Raw genomic sequence first — 18,104 nt, 5'->3', positions numbered from 1 at the left:
GCGGAATCGCTTCGCGATGCGTCCATCTTCAGGCACCCTCCTCGTCGGAACGGTTACGGATATCGGTGACGATAGCCGAGAAGTCCCGCCCGGCGTCCGTCTGATTGAACCGGGTGTAGATCTCGGCGGCGAGCGATCCGAGCTGACCATCGATGTTGTTCTCCCGCAATGCATTCGCCGCCAGGCCAAGGTCCTTTGTCATCAGCGCGGTGGCGAAACCGGGCTGGTAGTCGTTGTTGGCTGGGCTGGTCGGCACCGGTCCGGGAACCGGACAGTAGCTGGTCAGCGCCCAGCTCTGACCAGAGGCGGTGGAGACCACGTCGAAGAAGGACTGATGGCTCAGCCCCAGCTTCTCGCCGAGCACCAGCGACTCCGACAACGCGATCATCGAGATGCCCAGCAGCATGTTGTTGCAGATCTTCGCTGCCTGGCCGACACCGGAGCCGCCGCAGTGCACCACCTTGCCGCCCATCACCTCGAGCACCGGCAGCGCGTCGGCGAAGTCCTCGGCGCTGCCGCCGACCATGAAAGTCAGCGTGCCCGCCGCGGCGCCCGCGACACCGCCGGATACCGGGGCGTCCAGCGCGCGATGGCCGGCACCGACGGTGAGTTCGGCCGCGGACTTGGCGTCGGCCACATCAATGGTGGAGCAGTCGATGAACAGTGTGCCCGGCTTCGCGGCCGGGAGCAGTTCGGCGTACACATCGAGGACGAGTGTGCCGTTGGGCAGCATGGTGATCACGATGTCGGCGGCGGCCGCCTCGGAGACCGCGCCGACCACGGTGGCTCCGTCCCGCTCGGCCTGGTCCCGCGCGGCAGGCACTGGATCGAAGGCGAGTACCTCGTAGCCGGCCCGCACCAGGTTGGCCGCCATCGGAGCGCCCATGTGGCCGAGGCCGAGGAAACCGATCTTTGCGCTCATTGCGCCACCTCCGGGGCCACCAGACCCAGTTCCAGCTCGCCCAGTCCGGCGAAGTATGTGTCTACCTGCGCGTCTGTTACCTCGGCAACGGTAGGGGGCGACCATCGCGGGTTACGGTCCTTGTCGATCACCTGGGCGCGGATGCCCTCGACCAGATCATGCGACGACAGCGATGCGATGGACACGCGGTACTCCTCGTTCAGGACCACCTCCAGGCTCGGCGCGGTCCGCGCCGCCCGCAATGACCGCAGCGTGACCTTCAGGGCGACCGGCGATTTCGACAGGATCTCGGCGGCCGCTGCCTGCGCCTCGGGTGCTTCATGAGCTTGCAGGCGCGCGACGATCTCCTCGACCGAGTCGGTGTGGTAGCAGGCGTCGATCCAATCCGATCTCGCTACCAGCGCGGATTCCGGTGCGTCCGTGGCGAATTTGGCGATCGCGATATCGGCGCTCTCGGTGCGCAGAGTCTCCAGTAGGGCGGGGAGATGTTCGGAGGCGACGAAATAATCGGCGAAGCCCGCCGCGATGGCATCGCCCGCGGTCATCCGCGCGGTGGTCAGCGCCACGTGCGTGCCGATCTCGCCTGGGGTACGGGCGAGCAGATAGGTGCCGCCGACGTCCGGGACGAAGCCGATGCCCACCTCCGGCATGCCGATCTTGGATCGTTCGGTGACGATTCGGTGGCTGCCGTGCCCGGAGAGGCCGACGCCGCCGCCCATCACGATGCCGTCCATCACCACTACGTAGGGCTTCGGATAGCGGCCGATCAGCGCGTTGAGTACATACTCGTCGCGCCAGAACCTGCCGGTCGCCGAATCAGCGGTGGTGGCACCGCTTTTCGCGTCGCCGTGAATGGCGACGATGTCGCCGCCCGCGCACAGACCGCGTTCGCCCGCTCCGGTGACGACTACGGTGCGCACTTCGTCGTCGTCCGCCCAGACCCGCAGGGCTTCCGTAATGGTAAGGGCCATGGAATGATTCAGAGCGTTGATGGCCTTCGGTCGGTTCAGCGTGACGAGGCCGAGCCCGTCGCGCCGCTCGATCAGAACTTCCGGTTCGGTCATGCTGTTTCCCTTTCCGGTGTGAGCAGAGCCCTCCGTGGTCACGCTGCGCTGCCGCCTCCTGGCCTGACCACTCATGACCGCGTCTCGCCGGCGCTCGGCTCCGTCATGCGCGATGTGCGCTGTGTCGACGACTCGCTCATGCCGCTCCTACCACCGAGCGGGCGACAACCACCCGCATGATTTCGTTGGTGCCCTCGAGGATCTGGTGCACCCGTAGATCCCGGACGATCTTCTCCAGGCCGTACTCGGCCAGGTAGCCGTAGCCGCCGTGCAGCTGAAGTGCCTTGTTGGCCACCTCGAAACCGGCGTCGGTGGCGAATCGCTTCGCCATGGCGCACAGCTCGACCTTGTCCGGCGCGTCGGCGTCCAGCGCCGACGCGGCCCGCCACAGCAGGGTCCGAGCGGCCTCCAATTCGGTACGCATATCGGCGAGTTCGAATTGCAGCGCCTGATTCTTCAGCAGCGGCGTCCCGAACGCGTGCCGCTCGGCCAGATACGGCACCGTTTTCTCCAGCGCCGCCTGGGCACCGCCGACCGAGCAGGCGGCGATGTTGAGCCGACCGCCGTTGAGCCCGTTCATGGCGATGCGGAACCCGTCGCCCTCCGCGCCGAGCAGATTTGCCGCCGGAATCCTGGCGTCGGTGAAGATCACCTGGCGGGTCGGCTGGGCATTCCAACCCATCTTCTTCTCGTTGGCGCCGAAGGTGACGCCCGGGGTGTCGGCGGGCACGATGAACGCCGAGATCCCCCGCGCCCCCGCATTCCCGGTGCGCGCCATGACGACGTAGACGTCGGTGGCGCCCGCCCCGGAGATGAACTGCTTGGCGCCGTTGAAGATGTAGTCGTCACCGTCGCGAACGGCCTTGGTGCTCAAGGCTGCCGCGTCCGAGCCGACGCCCGGCTCGGTCAGCGCGTAGCTGGCCAGCAGTTCCATCGTGGTCAGCCGCGGTAGCCAGCGGTTGCGCTGTTCGTCGTTGCCGTAGCTGTCGATCATCCACGCCGCCATGTTGTGGATGGAGATGTAGGCGGCGATGGCCGGGCAGCCGGTAGCAAGCTGCTCGAAGATCCGCACGGCGTCGAGCCTGCGCAGACCCGAGCCGCCCACATCCTCACGCACGTAGATGCCGCCGAGACCGAGTGGGCCCGCCTTGCGCAGCACGTCGACCGGGAAGTGCTTCTGCTCGTCCCATTCCAGCGCGTTCGGGGCGAGGAACTCGTCGGCGAAGCCGCGCGCGGCGTCGCGGATCGCCTTCTCGTCGTCGTCTAGAAAGAACATTCGTCAGTCCATCGTCGGTATGACAAAGGCGTTGGGCGCGGAGCCTGCAAAGCGCTCTACCGGCACGCCCCTCCGCACGCTTGACGGCCAACGCTGGGTCACCGTCTTGGTCTTGGTGTAGAAACGGATCGAGTCCGGTCCGTGCTGGTTCAGATCGCCGAATCCGGAACGCTTCCAGCCGCCGAAGGTGTAGTACGCGATCGGAACCGGGATCGGGACGTTGATGCCGACCATGCCGACCTGTACGCGCGCCGCGAAGTCACGGGCAGTGTCGCCATCCCTGGTGAAGATCGCGACACCGTTGCCGTATTCGTGCTCGTTGGCCAGCCGCAACCCCTCCTCGTAGTCCTTGGCGCGGACCACGGTGAGCACCGGACCGAAGATCTCCTCGCGGTAGATCCGCATCTCGGGGGTCACCTTGTCGAACAGCGTCGCACCGACGAAGTAGCCGTCCTCGGCGCCCTGCACCACCAGTCCGCGTCCGTCTACCACCAGCTCGGCACCCTCATCGATGCCGACCTGGACGTAGTTGTTCACCCGGTGCACGCCGTCCTGGCCGACCAGCGGGCCGTAGTCGGCACCGGGGTCGTCGGAACGACCGACGTTCAGCTTGTGCACCCGCTCGGTCAGCTTGGCCACCAGGCGGTCCGCGGTCTCCTCGCCGACCGGGACGGCCACCGAGATGGCCATGCAGCGCTCGCCCGCGGAACCGTAACCGGCGCCGATCAGCTGATCGGCGACGTCGTCGAGGTCGGCGTCCGGCATCACGATCGCGTGGTTCTTCGCGCCGCCGAAGCACTGGGCGCGCTTGCCGTTCGCGGTCGCGGTCTCGTAGATGTACTGCGCGATCGGGGTGGAGCCGACGAAGCCGACGGCCTTGATCCGTGGATCGTTCAGCAGCGTGTCGACGGCTTCCTTGTCCCCGTTGATCACGTTGAACACACCATCAGGCAGACCGGCCTCGAGGAACAGCTCGGCCAGTCGCAGCGGCACCGAGGGGTCTCGCTCGGACGGCTTGAGCACGAATGCGTTGCCGGTGGCCAGCGCGGGACCGGCCTTCCACAGCGGGATCATCGCCGGAAAGTTGAACGGGGTGATGCCCGCGACGACGCCGAGCGGCTGGCGCATCGAGTAGACGTCGATGCCGGTGCCCGCTCCCTCGGTGTACTCGCCCTTGAGCAGGTGTGGGATGCCGGTGGCGAATTCGACGACTTCGAGACCGCGTTGGATGTCACCTTTGGCGTCGGCGATGGTCTTGCCGTGCTCCGAGGACAGCAGGGCGGCGAGCGAATCCATTTCGTCCTGCACCAGGGTCAGGAACTTCATCAGCACGCGCGCCCGCTTCTGCGGGTTGAACGCGGCCCACTCCGGCTGGGCTGCCTCGGCGTTGGCGATGACCGCCTCCACCTCGGACTTGCTCGCCAGCGGCACTCGCGCCTGCACCTGACCGAGGTTGGGGTCGAAGACGTCGCCGAAGTTGCCGGACGTGCCCGGCACATGCTGTCCACCGATGAAATGAGTGAGCTCGCGAACCATGCCAGTCCTGTTCTGTAGCGGATCGGATCACCGCCATGCGGTATACGGTCATCCTATAGTTGGATGTCCAAGCATTAACAGAGTCTTCACTGCGATGTGATTCATCCCACGACTCGGAGCGTCTCCGAGAGCCACACGGCTGCGATAAAGGGGAGAAGATCTCCGCCGCGAGCCACACGGCAGGCGCTTGACGAACGCAGCCGGACAAAGTGTGCCCGCAGCCCCGCGCAAGGCCGACCGAAGGCGAGGCAGCCTCAGCTGGGCCTTTTGTGCGATCGAGTGAGCTGGAACGCGCCGATAGCGAGCATGATCGCACCGATCGCCACGACCACAGCCGCCGCGCCGAGCGCGTCGTCTGTCCATTCGGAGACCGCCTCACCCGAGGCCAGGGCGATCGACACCCCACCACCGATGACGAGCACCGCCGACCGCTCGGTCGCATACAGCGCGAAACAGACGACCGCGACCAGCGCCGTGAGCCCATACGCCCAGGTCCGGCCTCCGACGTCGATGCTCTGCGCGGCCGCGACAGAAGTGACGATCGCGATCAGGTATCCGGCCCGGTTTTCGAGCAGAGCGCCGATTCTGGTCAGCGCGAACCACGCGCCACCGAGCACCAGTACGGCTACGCTGCCCCACGCGTCGTCGAGGTCGAACACATCAGTGAGCATCCCCGCGACGGCCGCAGGCACGAAGCACGCGCAGACGAGCATGCCGAGCACCGAGGGCAGCGCGAGGTAGCCGAGCACCGCAATCACCGCTCCCGCTGCGCACGCGAAAACCCAAGCGGCGTCGAAATTTCCGCCCTCGAGCGCGGTGCCGACGGCCGCGGCGAGCGCGATGGAAGCGAGGGCGAACAGCACCGTCGCAAGCCTGGCGCGCGGGCTGTGCACGCTCGGCCGGGTGAACAACGCACCCGCGAGCAGGACTCCGCCGAACAGGAGACCGGCCGCGACGACGGCGAGCACACCCACCCGGACCGGCCGGCCGAGGTCCTCCCAGGACGAGGCCAGCACCAGGAAGATCCCGCCGAATAGCAGACCGGCGCCGAGATAAGCGGCGATCTCGGCGAGCACCTTCCCACGGGTCAGCACCGACGCGCGTTCGACAGCGAGCGCCGCGAGCACGGCGTCGGCCTGCTCGCGAGACAGCACACCGTCCGCAACCAGCCGCCCTACCGCGGCCCCCGCCCTGTCGTCGCTCACCACTCGCCCAGTATGCGGGGTTATGGCAGCGCTTGCGGCGCTGCGTGTTCACGGCCCCGGGAAGCCTCGCGCTGTGTTGGTTTTGCCGGCGACTGCCGGGTGTCCACGAAGCGGGGCGCAGCCACCTCGCCTGGCGCTGTGATTGCCGTCACCGTACGATTAGTTTGACGTCCTATTATCAGGCGGCATTGAACTCGCCGGAGGAATCCCGTGGCCGACCGCAGCGCGCTCTACACGCCTACCCACCCCGTTCGCTTCGTCACCTCCGCAGCTCTGTTCGACGGGCACGACGCGGCGATCAACATCATGCGCCGCATCCTGCAGAACCAAGGCGCGGAGGTGATTCACCTCGGCCACAATCGCGCGGTCAGCGAAGTGGTCGATGCGGTGCTCACCGAAGATGTGCAGGGCGTCGCGGTCAGCTCCTACCAGGGCGGGCACGTCGAATACTTCGAATATCTGGCCGACGCGCTGAAAAAGGCCGGAGCGGAACATGTCCGGATATTCGGCGGTGGCGGTGGCGTGATCGTCGCCGAGGAGATCGCGCGACTGGCGGAATCCGGCGTGACCATCTTCTCCCCCGAGGACGGACAGCGGCTCGGCTTGCCCGGCATGATCAATCGGCTGATCCGCGCCTGCGATGTCGATCCGGCCGCCGACCCACCGGTGCTGGACGCGGTGCTCGCCGGTGAGCGTGCCGCCCTGGCCCGTGCCATTACCTGCCTGCAACAGGACACGCTGCCGGAAGCCGACCGGCAGACACTGACTGCCGCGGCGGCGGCGCGCACCGTACCGGTGCTCGGCATCACCGGTACCGGCGGGTCCGGAAAGTCGTCGCTCACCGACGAATTGGTGCGCAGGCTGCGCTCGGACCAACAGGACGAACTGCGGGTCGCGATCCTCGCGGTGGATCCGACCCGGCGGCGCGGCGGCGGCGCGCTGCTCGGCGACCGCATCCGGATGAACGCACTCGACGGCGAGCATATCTTCTTCCGCTCGCTGGCCACCCGCGGTGGACGGGAACTGCCGGACAACATCGATCTGATCGTGACCGCCTGCAAGGCAGCGGGATACGACTTGGTCATCCTGGAGACGCCCGGTATCGGCCAGGGCGATGTCGCCGTGACCGATCACGTCGACGTGTCGATGTACGTCATGACGCCCGAGTTCGGCGCCGCCTCCCAGCTCGAGAAGATCGACATGCTCGATTACGCGGACGTCGTGGCGATCAACAAATTCGAGCGCCGCGGGGCCGCGGACGCGCTGCGTGATGTCGCCCGGCAGCTGATCCGCAATCGAGAAGAGTTCGGCGCGCACCCGGAGGACATGCCTGTCTTCGGCACCAGCGCGGCAACGTTCAACGACGACGGAGTGACGGCCCTCTACCAGCACCTGACCGGCTTGCTCGCGGGCCGCGGCCTGCGACTGGAGGCTGGTGTGCTGCCCAGGGTGAACACCCGCACCTCCACCCGCTTCGCCCAGATCATCCCGCCAGCGCGCGTGCGCTACCTGGCCGAGATCGCGGAGACCGTCCGCGCCTACCATGCCGAGACGGCCACGCAGATCCTCGCCGCGCAACGCCTGCAACGATTCGAACAGGTGGCGGCGGAATTGCCCGACGACACCGCCGTCGCCGAACTGGCCGAACGCGCCCGCGCCGATCTCACCCCGGAGAATGCCGCGCTGCTGGCCGAGTGGCCCACGCTGGCCGAGGCCTACCGCGGCAACGAGCAGGTGGTGCGTGTGCGCCTTCGCGAGATCCACACCCCGCTGCGCAGGGAGACACTGTCCGGCAATTCGATTCCGCGAGTCGCGTTGCCCCGCTACACCGATCACGGTGAACTGCTGCGATTTCTCCGCGCCGAGCACCTGCCCGGCCGATTCCCGTTCACGGCGGGGGTGTTCCCGTTCAAGCGGGACAACGAGGATCCGGCGCGGATGTTCGCGGGCGAGGGTGATCCGTTCCGAACCAATCGCCGCTTCAAGGTGCTCAGTGAACATTCCGACGCGAAAAGGCTGTCCACCGCGTTCGACTCGGTGACGCTCTACGGTCACGATCCCGCCGAGCGCCCTGATATCTACGGCAAGGTCGGCACGTCCGGGGTGTCGATCGCCTCGCTCGACGACATGAAGGCCCTCTACGACGGCTTCGATCTGACCTCGCCGACCACTTCGGTGTCGATGACCATCAACGGACCGGCGCCGACCATCCTGGCGTACTTCCTCAACACCGCCATCGACCAGGCGCTGGACCGCTTCGTGGTCGCCCAGGGAAGACAGCCGACCGATGTCGAAGCGGCGGACATCCGCGCGCAGACGCTCGCCACGGTGCGCGGCACGGTGCAGGCCGACATCCTCAAAGAGGACCAGGGCCAGAACACCTGCATCTTCTCCACGGAATTCAGTCTGCGCATGATGGCCGACATCCAGGAATGGTTCGTACGCAACGGCGTTCGCAACTTCTACTCGGTGTCGATTTCCGGCTACCACATCGCCGAGGCCGGCGCGAACCCGATCAGTCAGCTGGCATTCACCTTGGCCAATGGATTCACCTATGTGGAGGCGTATCTCGCGCGCGGCATGGGAATCGACGACTTCGCGCCCAACCTGTCGTTCTTCTTCTCCAACGGCATGGACCCGGAGTACTCGGTCATCGGCCGGGTGGCCCGGCGCATCTGGTCTGTCGCCATGCGCGATCACTACGGCGCCAACGAGCGGTCACAGAAGCTGAAGTACCACATCCAGACCTCCGGCCGCTCGCTGCACGCGCAGGAGATGAGCTTCAACGACATCCGCACTACCTTGCAGGCGCTGATCGCGATCTACGACAACTGCAACAGCCTGCACACCAACGCCTACGACGAGGCGGTGACCACCCCGACCGAGGAATCGGTGCGCCGCGCGCTGGCCATCCAACTCATCATCAACCGCGAGTGGGGCGTCGCGATGAACGAGAATCCGCTGCAAGGCAGCTTTCTCGTCGACGAGCTCACCGACCTGGTCGAGGAGGCCGTGCTGGCCGAGTTCGACCGGATCAGCGAACGCGGTGGCGTGCTCGGCGCCATGGAGACCGGCTACCAGCGCGGCAAGATCCAGGACGAGTCGATGCGCTACGAACAGCGCAAGCACGACGGCTCGCTGCCGATCATCGGCGTCAACATCTTCCGCAATCCGCGCGGCGAGCCGCATCGGGAGATGGAGTTGGCGCGCGGCACCGAGGCGGAGAAGCAATCCCAGCGTGCGCGGGTCCGCGAGTTCCAGGATCGGCACCACGATGCCGCCGATGCCGCCCTTGCCCGCCTCGATGCCGTCGCCCGCACCGACGACAACATCTTCGATGTGCTGATGGACGCCGCCCGCGTGTGCACGCTGCAGCAGATCACCGACGCATTCTTCACTGTCGGCGGGCAGTACCGCCGCAACGTATGAGGCCCGAGAGCGGCTGAGTCGTCAGAAGATCCGTACCTCAGGGATGGCGTCCATCAGCCGGGCCAACTCCGGGTACGCGGCGAGCTTCGCCTCGTGCAACGCCATGATCTTGTCGCGCAGCTCGGGATCGGACTCGTCGGCGACGTCGGGACCGATCGCGAGCTTCGCGAAGTGCGGGACGATCCGTGGATCGCCGTCCAGATGGACCGGGTCGTGCAGGTAACGCTCCAGCGCCGCCAAATCTTCGATGCCGACGCAGTAGGCGTGGGTCAGCCCTTCGGACGCGTCGCCCAGGTTTTGGCCGACCGTCGAGAACGACACCGAGTCGACCGACGCGGTGCGCCGCATCGTCGCGAGTACCTCGGCCTTCTGCTCCTCGGTCGTCTCCTCGCGGAAGCCGAAGCGCAACAGGTGAACGATCATGAACTCCTCCTTGAATTGAACTAGCAAGTTCAATCTAGAGAACTGAATAGTAAATACGCAAGATTGAACTCATCAGTTCATTTCTGGTACGAAGGCGCTAACATGCAGGGGTGACGGGAACAACGGCGGCGCGGGGCCGCATCGATAAGCGGCAGGCGATCTTGGATGTCGCGTTCACCGTCTTCGCCCGGCGCGGCTACGACAAGGCCTGCGTGCAGGAGATCGCCGACGAAGCGGGTGTCGCCAAGCCGACGGTCTACAACCACCTCACCGACAAGCAGACGCTCTTCGAGCACGCGGTACTCGCCGCGGCCGACGCGGTGGCCGCGCAAACCCTCGCGATCGTGGACGAATTGCGCGACCCAGGCGACGATCTCGCGCCGATCCTGACCGACGTGGCGTACCGACTACTCGAGGTGTGCGCGTGCGATCGCTCCCGCGCGCTGCGCGCCCTCACCTATGCCCAGCTCGCGACATTCCCCGACGTCGTCGACGCCGTTCTCACCCGCACCTCGCGGAACATCGCCGAGTCGATGGCCGATCGGCTGGCCCGGCTCGCGCTCGCGGGCAAGCTGCGCGTCACCGAACCGGCCGAGGCCGCCGAGCAACTGCTCGCCCTGCTCACCGCCCCGCTGGAGGCACGCTCGCGCCTCGGCACCCGCGCCGTACCCGATGCCGAACTCCGTGACATCGCCGAATCCGCGATCCGCATCTTCCTGTCCGCGTACGGGTGCCGCTGATTTTCGGACCCGGCCCCACACCGAGCGTGTGACAATCGCCGGGCAGACCGTCGGCGCGGTTGGGTCGGTCGAAGGAGGGCTCGGACCGACCGAGGCGGGCGCGGCGGACGCTTCCACCTGGGCGACTACCGCCAGCTCGGCGGAACGCGCCGCAGCAACCGATGTTGTCGGTGTCCGCCGTTACGATCCAGCGTATGAGAGCGACCGGCACCTTTTCCGTGACATCTTTCGTTCCGACCGAGGTGGTGCCAGATCCGACGATCAGCACAGCGCTGCCGGTCGGCGTGGCGATCATCACCAAGGAGTTCGGCGGCGAGATCACCGGTCGCTCCTCGACGGTGTTCACCGCCGCATTCGACCAGGGCACCGGTGTGGGTACCTACGTGGCGATGGAGTCGTTCGAGGGCACACTCAACGGCGCGCAGGGGACCTTCAACTTCTCCCACCTCGCGACCACCACGGGCTCGGATCGCACGGACGAGTTCTTCACCATCGTCCCGAGCAGCGGCACCCGCGCCCTCGCGGGTATCACCGGCACCGGGGGGCTGCGGGCGGACGGCGACGGGACCCACCACATCTGGTTCGACTACGAACTCGGCTGATCCGGTCGGCGTGCGCGGGCCAAGTGCGCGGCAAGAACAGCGCGGGCCGTGGCCAGCGACGGCCCGTACCAGGTGAGGGCACGACCCTCCACCAGGGCGACCGGGATGTCCGGGAACGCTTCAGGGCCGTCGGATTCGGTGAAGACATAGGGCTCGTCGGGGAGCACGGCGATGTGGACGCCCTTGATCAGTTCGGCCTCGGTGACGTGGGGATAACGGTCCGGGAGGTCGGCGTGCACCAGACGCAGGCCGAGACGGCGTGCGAGATCGCCGGTGAAGGTGTCCCGGCCGACCACCATCCACGGGTTGCGCCAGATCGGGATGACGGCCGCGCGGGACGGTTCGGGTGGCGGTGGCGCCCAGGAGGATTCGGCCTCGATGAGCCAAGACGGGATGTCGACTCCGAGCGCCACCGTGCAGAGCCTGGCGAGTGAGACCATGGCCTCGTCGATGGATTCGATCTTGGTGACCCACACCGGGATTCCCGCGTCACGTAGGCGTTCGACGTCGACACGGCGGTTTTCCTCCTTGTTGCACAGCACCAGGTCCGGGGCCAGCTCGATAATGCGCCGCACATTCGGATTCTTGGTTCCGCGGACGCGTTCGACCTGCAGATCCGCGGGGTGGGTACACCACTTCGTGGCCGCGACAAGGACTTCCGGGCAGGTGAGCGCCACCGTCTCGGTCAGCGAGGGGACGAGGGAAACCACGCGGCGCGGGGGTGTGCGAAGCGCCACTGGGGTCGCGAGGTCGTCGCGTGGTAGGGTCGCCGACCCGGTCGGATCGCTCATGACACCACCCGCCTGCGCTGATCGCCGGAGATTCGGCGCGCCTGGGCGCTGCCCGAAGTTCGGTGAAAGGGCAGCGGGCGGGCGATCTTGGGGCAGTTCCGCAGCTGGCTCGGCGGCGGGAGACTTAGAAAGGCACTCGGCGTCGGGAAGTTCCGGTCCCATTTGCTTCGCCGGACTCGATCCCGCCCCGAAAGTCCGGACGCAGCGGCCGGCCCCGATGCCGGGTGCCATCCAAGCCATTCACGACCGCGCACTGTTCGCTCGCCGATGCTCGGCTCCGGCGTGACGGAGCAGCACTCGACTGTGCCCCTGGTTCCCTCGCTCACGAGTCGAACAGGCGATAGACCGTGGTGAGTTCACGCAGGCCGGTCGCGGCGATCGACTCCTCGGCCGCGGTCATCCGCAGCGCCCTGCGCAGCAGCACCGGATCCAGATCCTCGATGGCCGCGCGGAATTCGACTTTCGGCAGGCCCGGCAAGTCGGCATGGTCGCCGTACGGGTCATCGGATTCGGCGGACCGCGTCTCGCGTTCGATACCGCCGATCAGCGTGTCCAAGTCGAGGCCGCGCAGGGTGAGGATCTCGCGTGGGCGTTCGTCCAGCCGCTCGGCCAGCAGATAGCAGACAGCGGCCACATGCTTGCACGGCCAGCCCGGGTCCGGGCAGGTGCAGGTGAAGTCCAGATCCGCCGCGGTGGTCGGCAACAGCAGCGGCCCGAGACCGGTGGGCAATGCGCCCGAAGCGATTTCGGCGAGCATGCCCGGCGCCGACCGGATGGTCTCGATGATCAGCTCCAGCTCGTCGTCGCGCACACGGCGGACGGTGAACACCGCGGTGAACGGACGCGGTTGGCTGCCCTGGACTTCCGCGGTTACGGCGCCCGGCTCGATCCGGTAGCTCACGACCTGACCGGACCGCGCGTAATTGCGTCCGCGTGCCAGACGTCCCGGCTCTGCCATCCGCTCCACCGATTCGATCAGGGCCCTGCCCCACCAGGTACGCCCGAACGCGCCGCGACGGCTGCGTGCCTCGACCCCGCCGCGCACCGGCAGCTTCTTGCCGAACTCGCTGTAATCGATGAAAGGACTCATTCGCCCACCGCCGCGGCACCGAGGGCGAACAGGTCGCGCAGTTCGTCGGTGCTCAGCTCCGTGATCCAGTTCTCCCCTGCACCGACGGCCAAGTCGGCGAGCTGCCGCTTACCGTTGATCATTTCGTCGATTCGCTCCTCGATGGTGTCGACGCAGACCAGTTTGCGCACCTGGACGTTGCGCTGCTGCCCGATCCGGAAGGCGCGATCGGTGGCCTGGTTCTCGACCGCCGGATTCCACCAGCGGTCCAAGTGGACGACGTGGTTGGCGGCGGTGAGATTGAGCCCGGTGCCACCGGCCTTGAGCGACAACAGCATCAGCGGCGGACCGTCCGGCTGCTGGAACCGGGTGACCATGCTGTCGCGTTTCTTCTTCGGCACACCGCCGTGCAGGAAAGGGATGCCGGTGCCGAACCGCTCGGCGAGATAGGGCGCGACGAACTCACCGAACTCGCGGAACTGGGTGAACAGCAGCGCCTTCTCACCGTCGGCGAGCACCGCGTCCAGCACGTCTTCGACGAGGGCGAGTTTGCCGGATCGGTGGGCGCCACGATGCAGCACGCCAGACCCGTCGCCGAGGAAGTGCGCCGGATGATTGCACACCTGCTTGAGCCTGGTGAGCGCGCCGAGGACGGCGCCTTTGCGTGCCATCCCCTTCGCGTCCCTGATCTTGGCGAGCATGTCGTCGACCACGGCCTGGTACAGCGCGGCCTGCTCGACGGTGAGGTTGGCCCGCACCGTCATCTCCAATTTCTCCGGCAGATCGCTGATCACCGCGGGATCGGTCTTCACCCGGCGCAGCACGAACGGCTGGGTGAGCCAGCGCAGGCGACTGATCGCGTTCGGATCGCGCTCGCGTTCGATGGGCACCGCGAAGCGCGCTCGGAACGACTGCGGGCTGCCGAGCACCTTGGGCATCGCGAAATCCATGATCGAGCGCAGCTCTTCCAACCGGTTCTCGACCGGAGTCCCGGTGAGCGCCAGCCGATGCCGCGCGGGCAGCGTCCGCGCCGCCCGAGCCTGCCTGGTCCCCGCGTTCTTGATGTGCTGCGCCTCGTCCAGCACGATCCGATCCCACTGCTGCCTACCGAGCTCCTCGACGTCGCGGGCGAGCAGCGCGTAGGTCGTGATCACCAGATCGGCCGCGGCGACCATCTCGTCGAGTTCGACGCCCACCCGCCGTCCCGCGCCGTGATGCACCCACACATGCAGATCCGGCGCGAACCGCTCCGCCTCTCGCTGCCAGTTGCCGACCACCGACATGGGGCACACCAGCAGTGTCGGTCCCTCCGCGCGCGCCTGCTCGGCCGCTGGTCGCGGACCGGGCAGTGCGGACTTGCCACGGCGCGCCTCGTCGAGCGAGACCACCACGCCATCGGAGGCCGAGCGCGCCTCCCGCTCGTGCATCAGCAGGGCCAGCACCTGGACGGTCTTGCCGAGTCCCATGTCGTCGGCCAGGATCGCGCCCAGACCCATGCGGCTCATGGTGGCAAGCCAAGCGAGGCCGCGTTCCTGGTAGGGCCGCAGCTGAGCCTTCAATCCGATCGGCGGGGCGACCGGTTCGGGCTCGCGGGTATGGTCGAGCAGGTCGGCAGCCCAGCCCGAGGCGGTCACCTCGGCGATCGGCACCTGCTCCACGCGCCCGCTCGCGATCTCGCCGAGCAGGTCGGCGAAGGTGATCGGGGAATCGTCGGTGTGCGCCGCGACATAGCGGGCCGCGGCGGCAAGCACCTTGTGGTCCGCCTGCACCCATTCTCCGCGCAACTGGACCAGATCTGATTTGCCGCGCACGAGTAGGTCCATCTCCGCCGCGGTCAGCACGGTGCCGCCGAGCGCGAGCTCCCACCGGTAGGAGACGAGACCGCGCATCCCGACGGTGCTCTCGGCGGCCGGCACCGAGCTGTCCACCCGCAGTCGCATGGTCGGCTCCGCGATGCTCCACGCGCGCGGAAGCAGCAGCCGGACGCCCGCGGCCTGCAGGGCGTGTGCGCCGTGCGCCACCAGGTCGACGACCACCTCGGTCGGCAGCAGTAGATCCATGCTGCGCGGATCGCTCGGCAGATCGCGCAGCCTCGGATAGGCCCGCTGCGCCTCGCCGAGCTTCTCCACCGCGATCCGGACGAGGTTCGGATCACCGTGCAGCGGAACGGTTTTCGGTGCCTCACCGGTGATGCGCAGGCATACCTCCAGCCGCCACAACGCCACCGAATCGTCGACGGTGCCGAATTCGCCGTCCGGCTCGAGCAAGCGCAGCACCAGATCCGGTTCGTCGCCGGTGAGGCTGGCCCGCCAGCGCTCCAGGACCTCGGCCAGCTGGTAGCTGCCACCCTCCAACGGAACGTCGCCGACCAAGGCGGCAAGCAGGGGATGCGACGAATCGGGAAGGCCTACCAGCACCCGCGCGATCGGGTCGGTGAGTTCGGTGACCATATCGTCCAGCAGCGCGCCCGGACGTCCGGCCACCCGCAGGGCCTGGGGCATGGCGGCCGCCAGTTCGGCCAGCCAGGCGCGTTGCCGCTCCCCGCCGACCAGCCGCCAGCGCACCCACCACTGGCCGTCCTCCCTGCGCAGTTCCGGCACCACCCGTCCGGCGCGTACCCAGCGTTCGACGCCGTGCGCCACCTGGGCGAGGAAGCGGAGATCCCCCGACACCACGTCGGCGGGCAGCCGCTGCCGCAAGGCCACCGCGGCCGCGGACGGCGCCATCGCATGTGCGCGGACCTGCTCGGTCGCGGAAACCCCCGACCCGGCGATCAGGACCTCGGCTCGATGCCGGAATTTCGAGGACCGCAGCACGCCGCCGAGCGGGTCGGGCAGCACGGTGACCGGCGAGTCGTGCCAGAGCAACAACCCGGATCCCGGCGACCACAGACCGTGCAGCATCAGCCCATCCAATCAAACGGGTCCGACATCGTCGCTGCTCCGTCCGTCTGGATTTCTGGGCGTTAGCGGGACATACTGGAATATCCGCTGGTCATCGCAGAAGAATCGCAGCTTGCTGTCAACGGAAGCGGAGGAAGCAGCATGACGATTCTGCTCCAGGTTCTCGAGCAAAGCTTCACGCCGACGACGCCGTGGGAGCGGCGCAAATTCACCTTTGTGCACGCCGACAAGATCGTCGGTATGCGGCTCGACGGGCAGTCCGGTGTGTGGCTGGACCTGTCGCGGCCCGGTGAATCCCAGCGTCTGGCTCGAACCATCGATCCGCGTGACGCGATCACCTTCCTGCTCACCACCTTCGCGAAGATCGCCGAGTGCGAGGAGCGCGGCGGCTCGTGGCTGATCGGGCACGATGGTGCGCACACCGAATCGATCTCGGCCACGCGGTTCCCACCCAGGGCGAGCCAGGTCGCCGACGACGATCTACTGGCCCGCGCCTGGTTGTGAGGTCGAGGGCGCTTCTCTCCTGATACCCCGGGTTCCTCGAATGTCGGTCCTTGCCGGTACATCTGGCGTCATGGGTGCGGACATTCGTCGATAGCTCGTGGGCGCGCTGGTGGCGGCGCTCGCGCTCGGTGGGTGCGCGGAACTCGACACGGGTGCGGTGACCCCGCCCCGGGCAGCCCGACACGTGTCGAAGTCGAGCGACTGCTCGCCACCGTCCGGATGATCCCGGAACGGCCGCACCCCGGCGGCTACGACCGTGGCTGCAAGGCCGGCCAGGGATGCGTGTTCGGCCCGACCTGGACCGACGACAACGACGGGTCGGGTGGGCACGACGGCTGCGACACCCGCAACAACGTGTTGAGCAGGCAGCTCACCGAGGTGGGTTACCGACCACGCACCGGCGAATGCGTTGTGGTCAGCGGCACCTCACACGACCCGTACACCGGCCGGCGGATCGCCTTCGCGAAGGCCGAGGCGAGCGCGGTGCAAGTCGACCATGTGTACCCAGTGGCCGCCGCATGGGACATGGGCGCCGCGTTCTGGCCGCTCGAGCGCCGGGTGCGCTTCGCCAACGACCTTGACGTCACCCTGCTGGCCACCGACGGACCGACCAATCAGGCCAAGGGCGACAAGACACCGTCGGAATGGCTGCCACCGTCCCGTGCGAGCCACTGCTCCTACACGAGCCGGTATCTCACCGCGGTCGCGCGGTACGACCTGCCGCTGATCGCCGCCGATTACGCGGTGCTGCAGGACCGCTGCCCGTGACGCGCGGGCCTCAGCTGCCCGTCGCCACCGGCCGTTTCGGGTCGTTCGACCACTGTGACCACGAACCCGGATACAGCGCCGCCTCGACTCCCGCCACAGCGAGCGCAGCGACCTGGTGCGCGGCGGTCACGCCCGACCCGCAATACACCGCGACCGGCCCCGACCCGAATCCGGCGAACCGGTCACGCAGTTCGTCCGCGCCACGGAATCGCCCTTCGGCGTCGAGGTTCTCGGCGGTCGGCGCGCTGAGCGCACCGGGAATATGTCCGGCACGCGGATCGACCGGCTCCACCTCACCGCGGTAGCGCTCGCCCGCCCTTGCGTCGAGCAGCACGCCGTCCCAGCGGGCCGCGGCGTCCGCTTCGATCACCGGAAGATGACCGGGACTCAATTCGACATCGCCGGGCTCGGGATCCGGTTCTGCGCCGGTCGCGATGGTGCCGACCTCGTCTACCCAGGCGGGCAGGCCGCCGTCGAGGATGCGCACGTCCGCGATGCCCGCCCAGCGCAACAGCCACCAGGCGCGGGCCGCGGCCATGCCGCCGGTGGCGTCGTAGACGACCACCGGATCGCCGTCGCACACGCCCCAACTGCGCGCGCACTTCTCCAATTGCGCGGTATCGGGCAACGGGTGCCTGCCACGCGCGGGCGAAGGCGGCGCGGCCAGTTCGCTTTCCAGATCGACGAACACCGCGCCGGGAATGTGGCCGTCGAGATAGTGCTGCGGCCCGTCCGGGTCACCCAGCGCCCAGCGTACGTCCAGCAGACGAAGCCGCTTGTCCACCAAGGCTTCCCGAAGCTCTCCTGGTGAGATCAGTACCGCGCTCAACTCAGCTCCTCGTCCCGAATCCTCGCGCACCGACTCCCCCACC

At 67.6% G+C, this 18,104-nt stretch carries 15 protein-coding genes; 5 read left to right on the top strand and 10 right to left on the bottom strand.

Annotated features, from left to right (window positions below; genetic code table 11):
• Nucleotides 1-28: 28 nt before the first annotated feature.
• The 5 genes from mmsB to AB4Z47_RS10600 all read right to left on the bottom strand — a co-directional run bounded on the left by mmsB (nucleotide 29) and on the right by AB4Z47_RS10600 (nucleotide 6,006).
• The gene (mmsB, locus tag AB4Z47_RS10620) at nucleotides 29-922 is read right to left on the bottom strand and encodes a 3-hydroxyisobutyrate dehydrogenase (protein WP_441949916.1); all 894 of its coding nucleotides are present in this window, start codon (nucleotides 920-922) and stop codon (nucleotides 29-31) included.
• Nucleotides 919-1,986: an enoyl-CoA hydratase/isomerase family protein gene (locus AB4Z47_RS10615; RefSeq protein WP_441949915.1), complete on the bottom strand. Its 1,068-nt coding sequence runs from the start codon at nucleotides 1,984-1,986 to the stop codon at nucleotides 919-921. Before AB4Z47_RS10615 ends, mmsB begins: the two co-directional genes overlap by 4 nt.
• 136 nt (nucleotides 1,987-2,122) lie before the next feature.
• The gene (locus AB4Z47_RS10610) at nucleotides 2,123-3,262 is read right to left on the bottom strand and encodes an isobutyryl-CoA dehydrogenase (RefSeq protein WP_441949913.1); all 1,140 of its coding nucleotides are present in this window, start codon (nucleotides 3,260-3,262) and stop codon (nucleotides 2,123-2,125) included.
• Between the two features lie 3 nt (nucleotides 3,263-3,265).
• Nucleotides 3,266-4,798 carry a CoA-acylating methylmalonate-semialdehyde dehydrogenase gene (locus tag AB4Z47_RS10605; RefSeq protein WP_441949911.1) on the bottom strand — a complete coding sequence of 511 codons (1,533 nt, stop codon included), beginning with the start codon at nucleotides 4,796-4,798 and terminating at the stop codon, nucleotides 3,266-3,268.
• A gap of 254 nt (nucleotides 4,799-5,052) precedes the next feature.
• Nucleotides 5,053-6,006: a DUF2157 domain-containing protein gene (locus AB4Z47_RS10600; RefSeq protein ID WP_441949909.1), complete on the bottom strand. Its 954-nt coding sequence runs from the start codon at nucleotides 6,004-6,006 to the stop codon at nucleotides 5,053-5,055.
• A 207-nt stretch (nucleotides 6,007-6,213) separates the two neighbouring features.
• Here AB4Z47_RS10600 and icmF point away from each other — a divergent pair, with 207 nt between their 5' ends.
• The gene (gene icmF, locus AB4Z47_RS10595; RefSeq protein ID WP_441949907.1) at nucleotides 6,214-9,432 is read left to right on the top strand and encodes a fused isobutyryl-CoA mutase/GTPase IcmF; all 3,219 of its coding nucleotides are present in this window, start codon (nucleotides 6,214-6,216) and stop codon (nucleotides 9,430-9,432) included.
• Between the two features lie 21 nt (nucleotides 9,433-9,453).
• On the opposite strand, the gene AB4Z47_RS10590 is transcribed toward icmF, so the two are convergent.
• Entirely contained in the window at nucleotides 9,454-9,855 is a 402-nt protein-coding gene (locus AB4Z47_RS10590; protein WP_441949906.1) for a Dabb family protein, read from the bottom strand.
• Between the two features lie 110 nt (nucleotides 9,856-9,965).
• On the opposite strand from AB4Z47_RS10590, the gene AB4Z47_RS10585 reads away from it, so the two are divergent.
• The gene (locus AB4Z47_RS10585) at nucleotides 9,966-10,595 is read left to right on the top strand and encodes a TetR/AcrR family transcriptional regulator (RefSeq protein ID WP_441949904.1); all 630 of its coding nucleotides are present in this window, start codon (nucleotides 9,966-9,968) and stop codon (nucleotides 10,593-10,595) included.
• A 194-nt stretch (nucleotides 10,596-10,789) separates the two neighbouring features.
• Nucleotides 10,790-11,197, top strand: coding sequence for a DUF3224 domain-containing protein (locus AB4Z47_RS10580; protein ID WP_441949902.1), 408 nt, complete (start codon nucleotides 10,790-10,792; stop codon nucleotides 11,195-11,197).
• On the opposite strand, the gene AB4Z47_RS10575 is transcribed toward AB4Z47_RS10580, so the two are convergent.
• From AB4Z47_RS10575 to AB4Z47_RS10565, 3 genes are all read right to left on the bottom strand, one after another.
• Nucleotides 11,182-11,988 carry a helical backbone metal receptor gene (locus tag AB4Z47_RS10575; protein WP_441949901.1) on the bottom strand — a complete coding sequence of 269 codons (807 nt, stop codon included), beginning with the start codon at nucleotides 11,986-11,988 and terminating at the stop codon, nucleotides 11,182-11,184. The genes AB4Z47_RS10580 and AB4Z47_RS10575 overlap by 16 nt on opposite strands.
• 322 nt (nucleotides 11,989-12,310) lie before the next feature.
• Nucleotides 12,311-13,078 carry an SWIM zinc finger family protein gene (locus AB4Z47_RS10570; RefSeq protein WP_441949900.1) on the bottom strand — a complete coding sequence of 256 codons (768 nt, stop codon included), beginning with the start codon at nucleotides 13,076-13,078 and terminating at the stop codon, nucleotides 12,311-12,313.
• Nucleotides 13,075-15,960, bottom strand: a complete 2,886-nt coding sequence (locus AB4Z47_RS10565) for a DEAD/DEAH box helicase (RefSeq protein ID WP_441949898.1) — start codon at nucleotides 15,958-15,960, stop codon at nucleotides 13,075-13,077. The genes AB4Z47_RS10570 and AB4Z47_RS10565 overlap by 4 nt, the downstream gene beginning before the upstream one ends.
• A 141-nt stretch (nucleotides 15,961-16,101) precedes the next feature.
• On the opposite strand from AB4Z47_RS10565, the gene AB4Z47_RS10560 reads away from it, so the two are divergent.
• Nucleotides 16,102-16,464, top strand: coding sequence for a hypothetical protein (locus tag AB4Z47_RS10560; RefSeq protein ID WP_327113074.1), 363 nt, complete (start codon nucleotides 16,102-16,104; stop codon nucleotides 16,462-16,464).
• A gap of 132 nt (nucleotides 16,465-16,596) precedes the next feature.
• Nucleotides 16,597-17,232, top strand: a complete 636-nt coding sequence (locus AB4Z47_RS10555; RefSeq protein WP_441949897.1) for an HNH endonuclease family protein — start codon at nucleotides 16,597-16,599, stop codon at nucleotides 17,230-17,232.
• Between the two features lie 10 nt (nucleotides 17,233-17,242).
• Here AB4Z47_RS10555 and AB4Z47_RS10550 read toward each other — a convergent pair whose 3' ends face one another.
• Nucleotides 17,243-18,049 carry a sulfurtransferase gene (locus AB4Z47_RS10550; protein ID WP_441949978.1) on the bottom strand — a complete coding sequence of 269 codons (807 nt, stop codon included), beginning with the start codon at nucleotides 18,047-18,049 and terminating at the stop codon, nucleotides 17,243-17,245.
• Nucleotides 18,050-18,104: the final 55 nt, after the last annotated feature.

The sequence above is a fragment of the Nocardia sp. 2TAF39 genome, assembly GCF_052114905.1.
Taxonomy (GTDB): Bacteria; Actinomycetota; Actinomycetes; order Mycobacteriales; family Mycobacteriaceae; genus Nocardia.
Note: the sequence above shows the minus strand (reverse complement) of the source record. Positions and strands in the feature narration are given on the sequence as shown.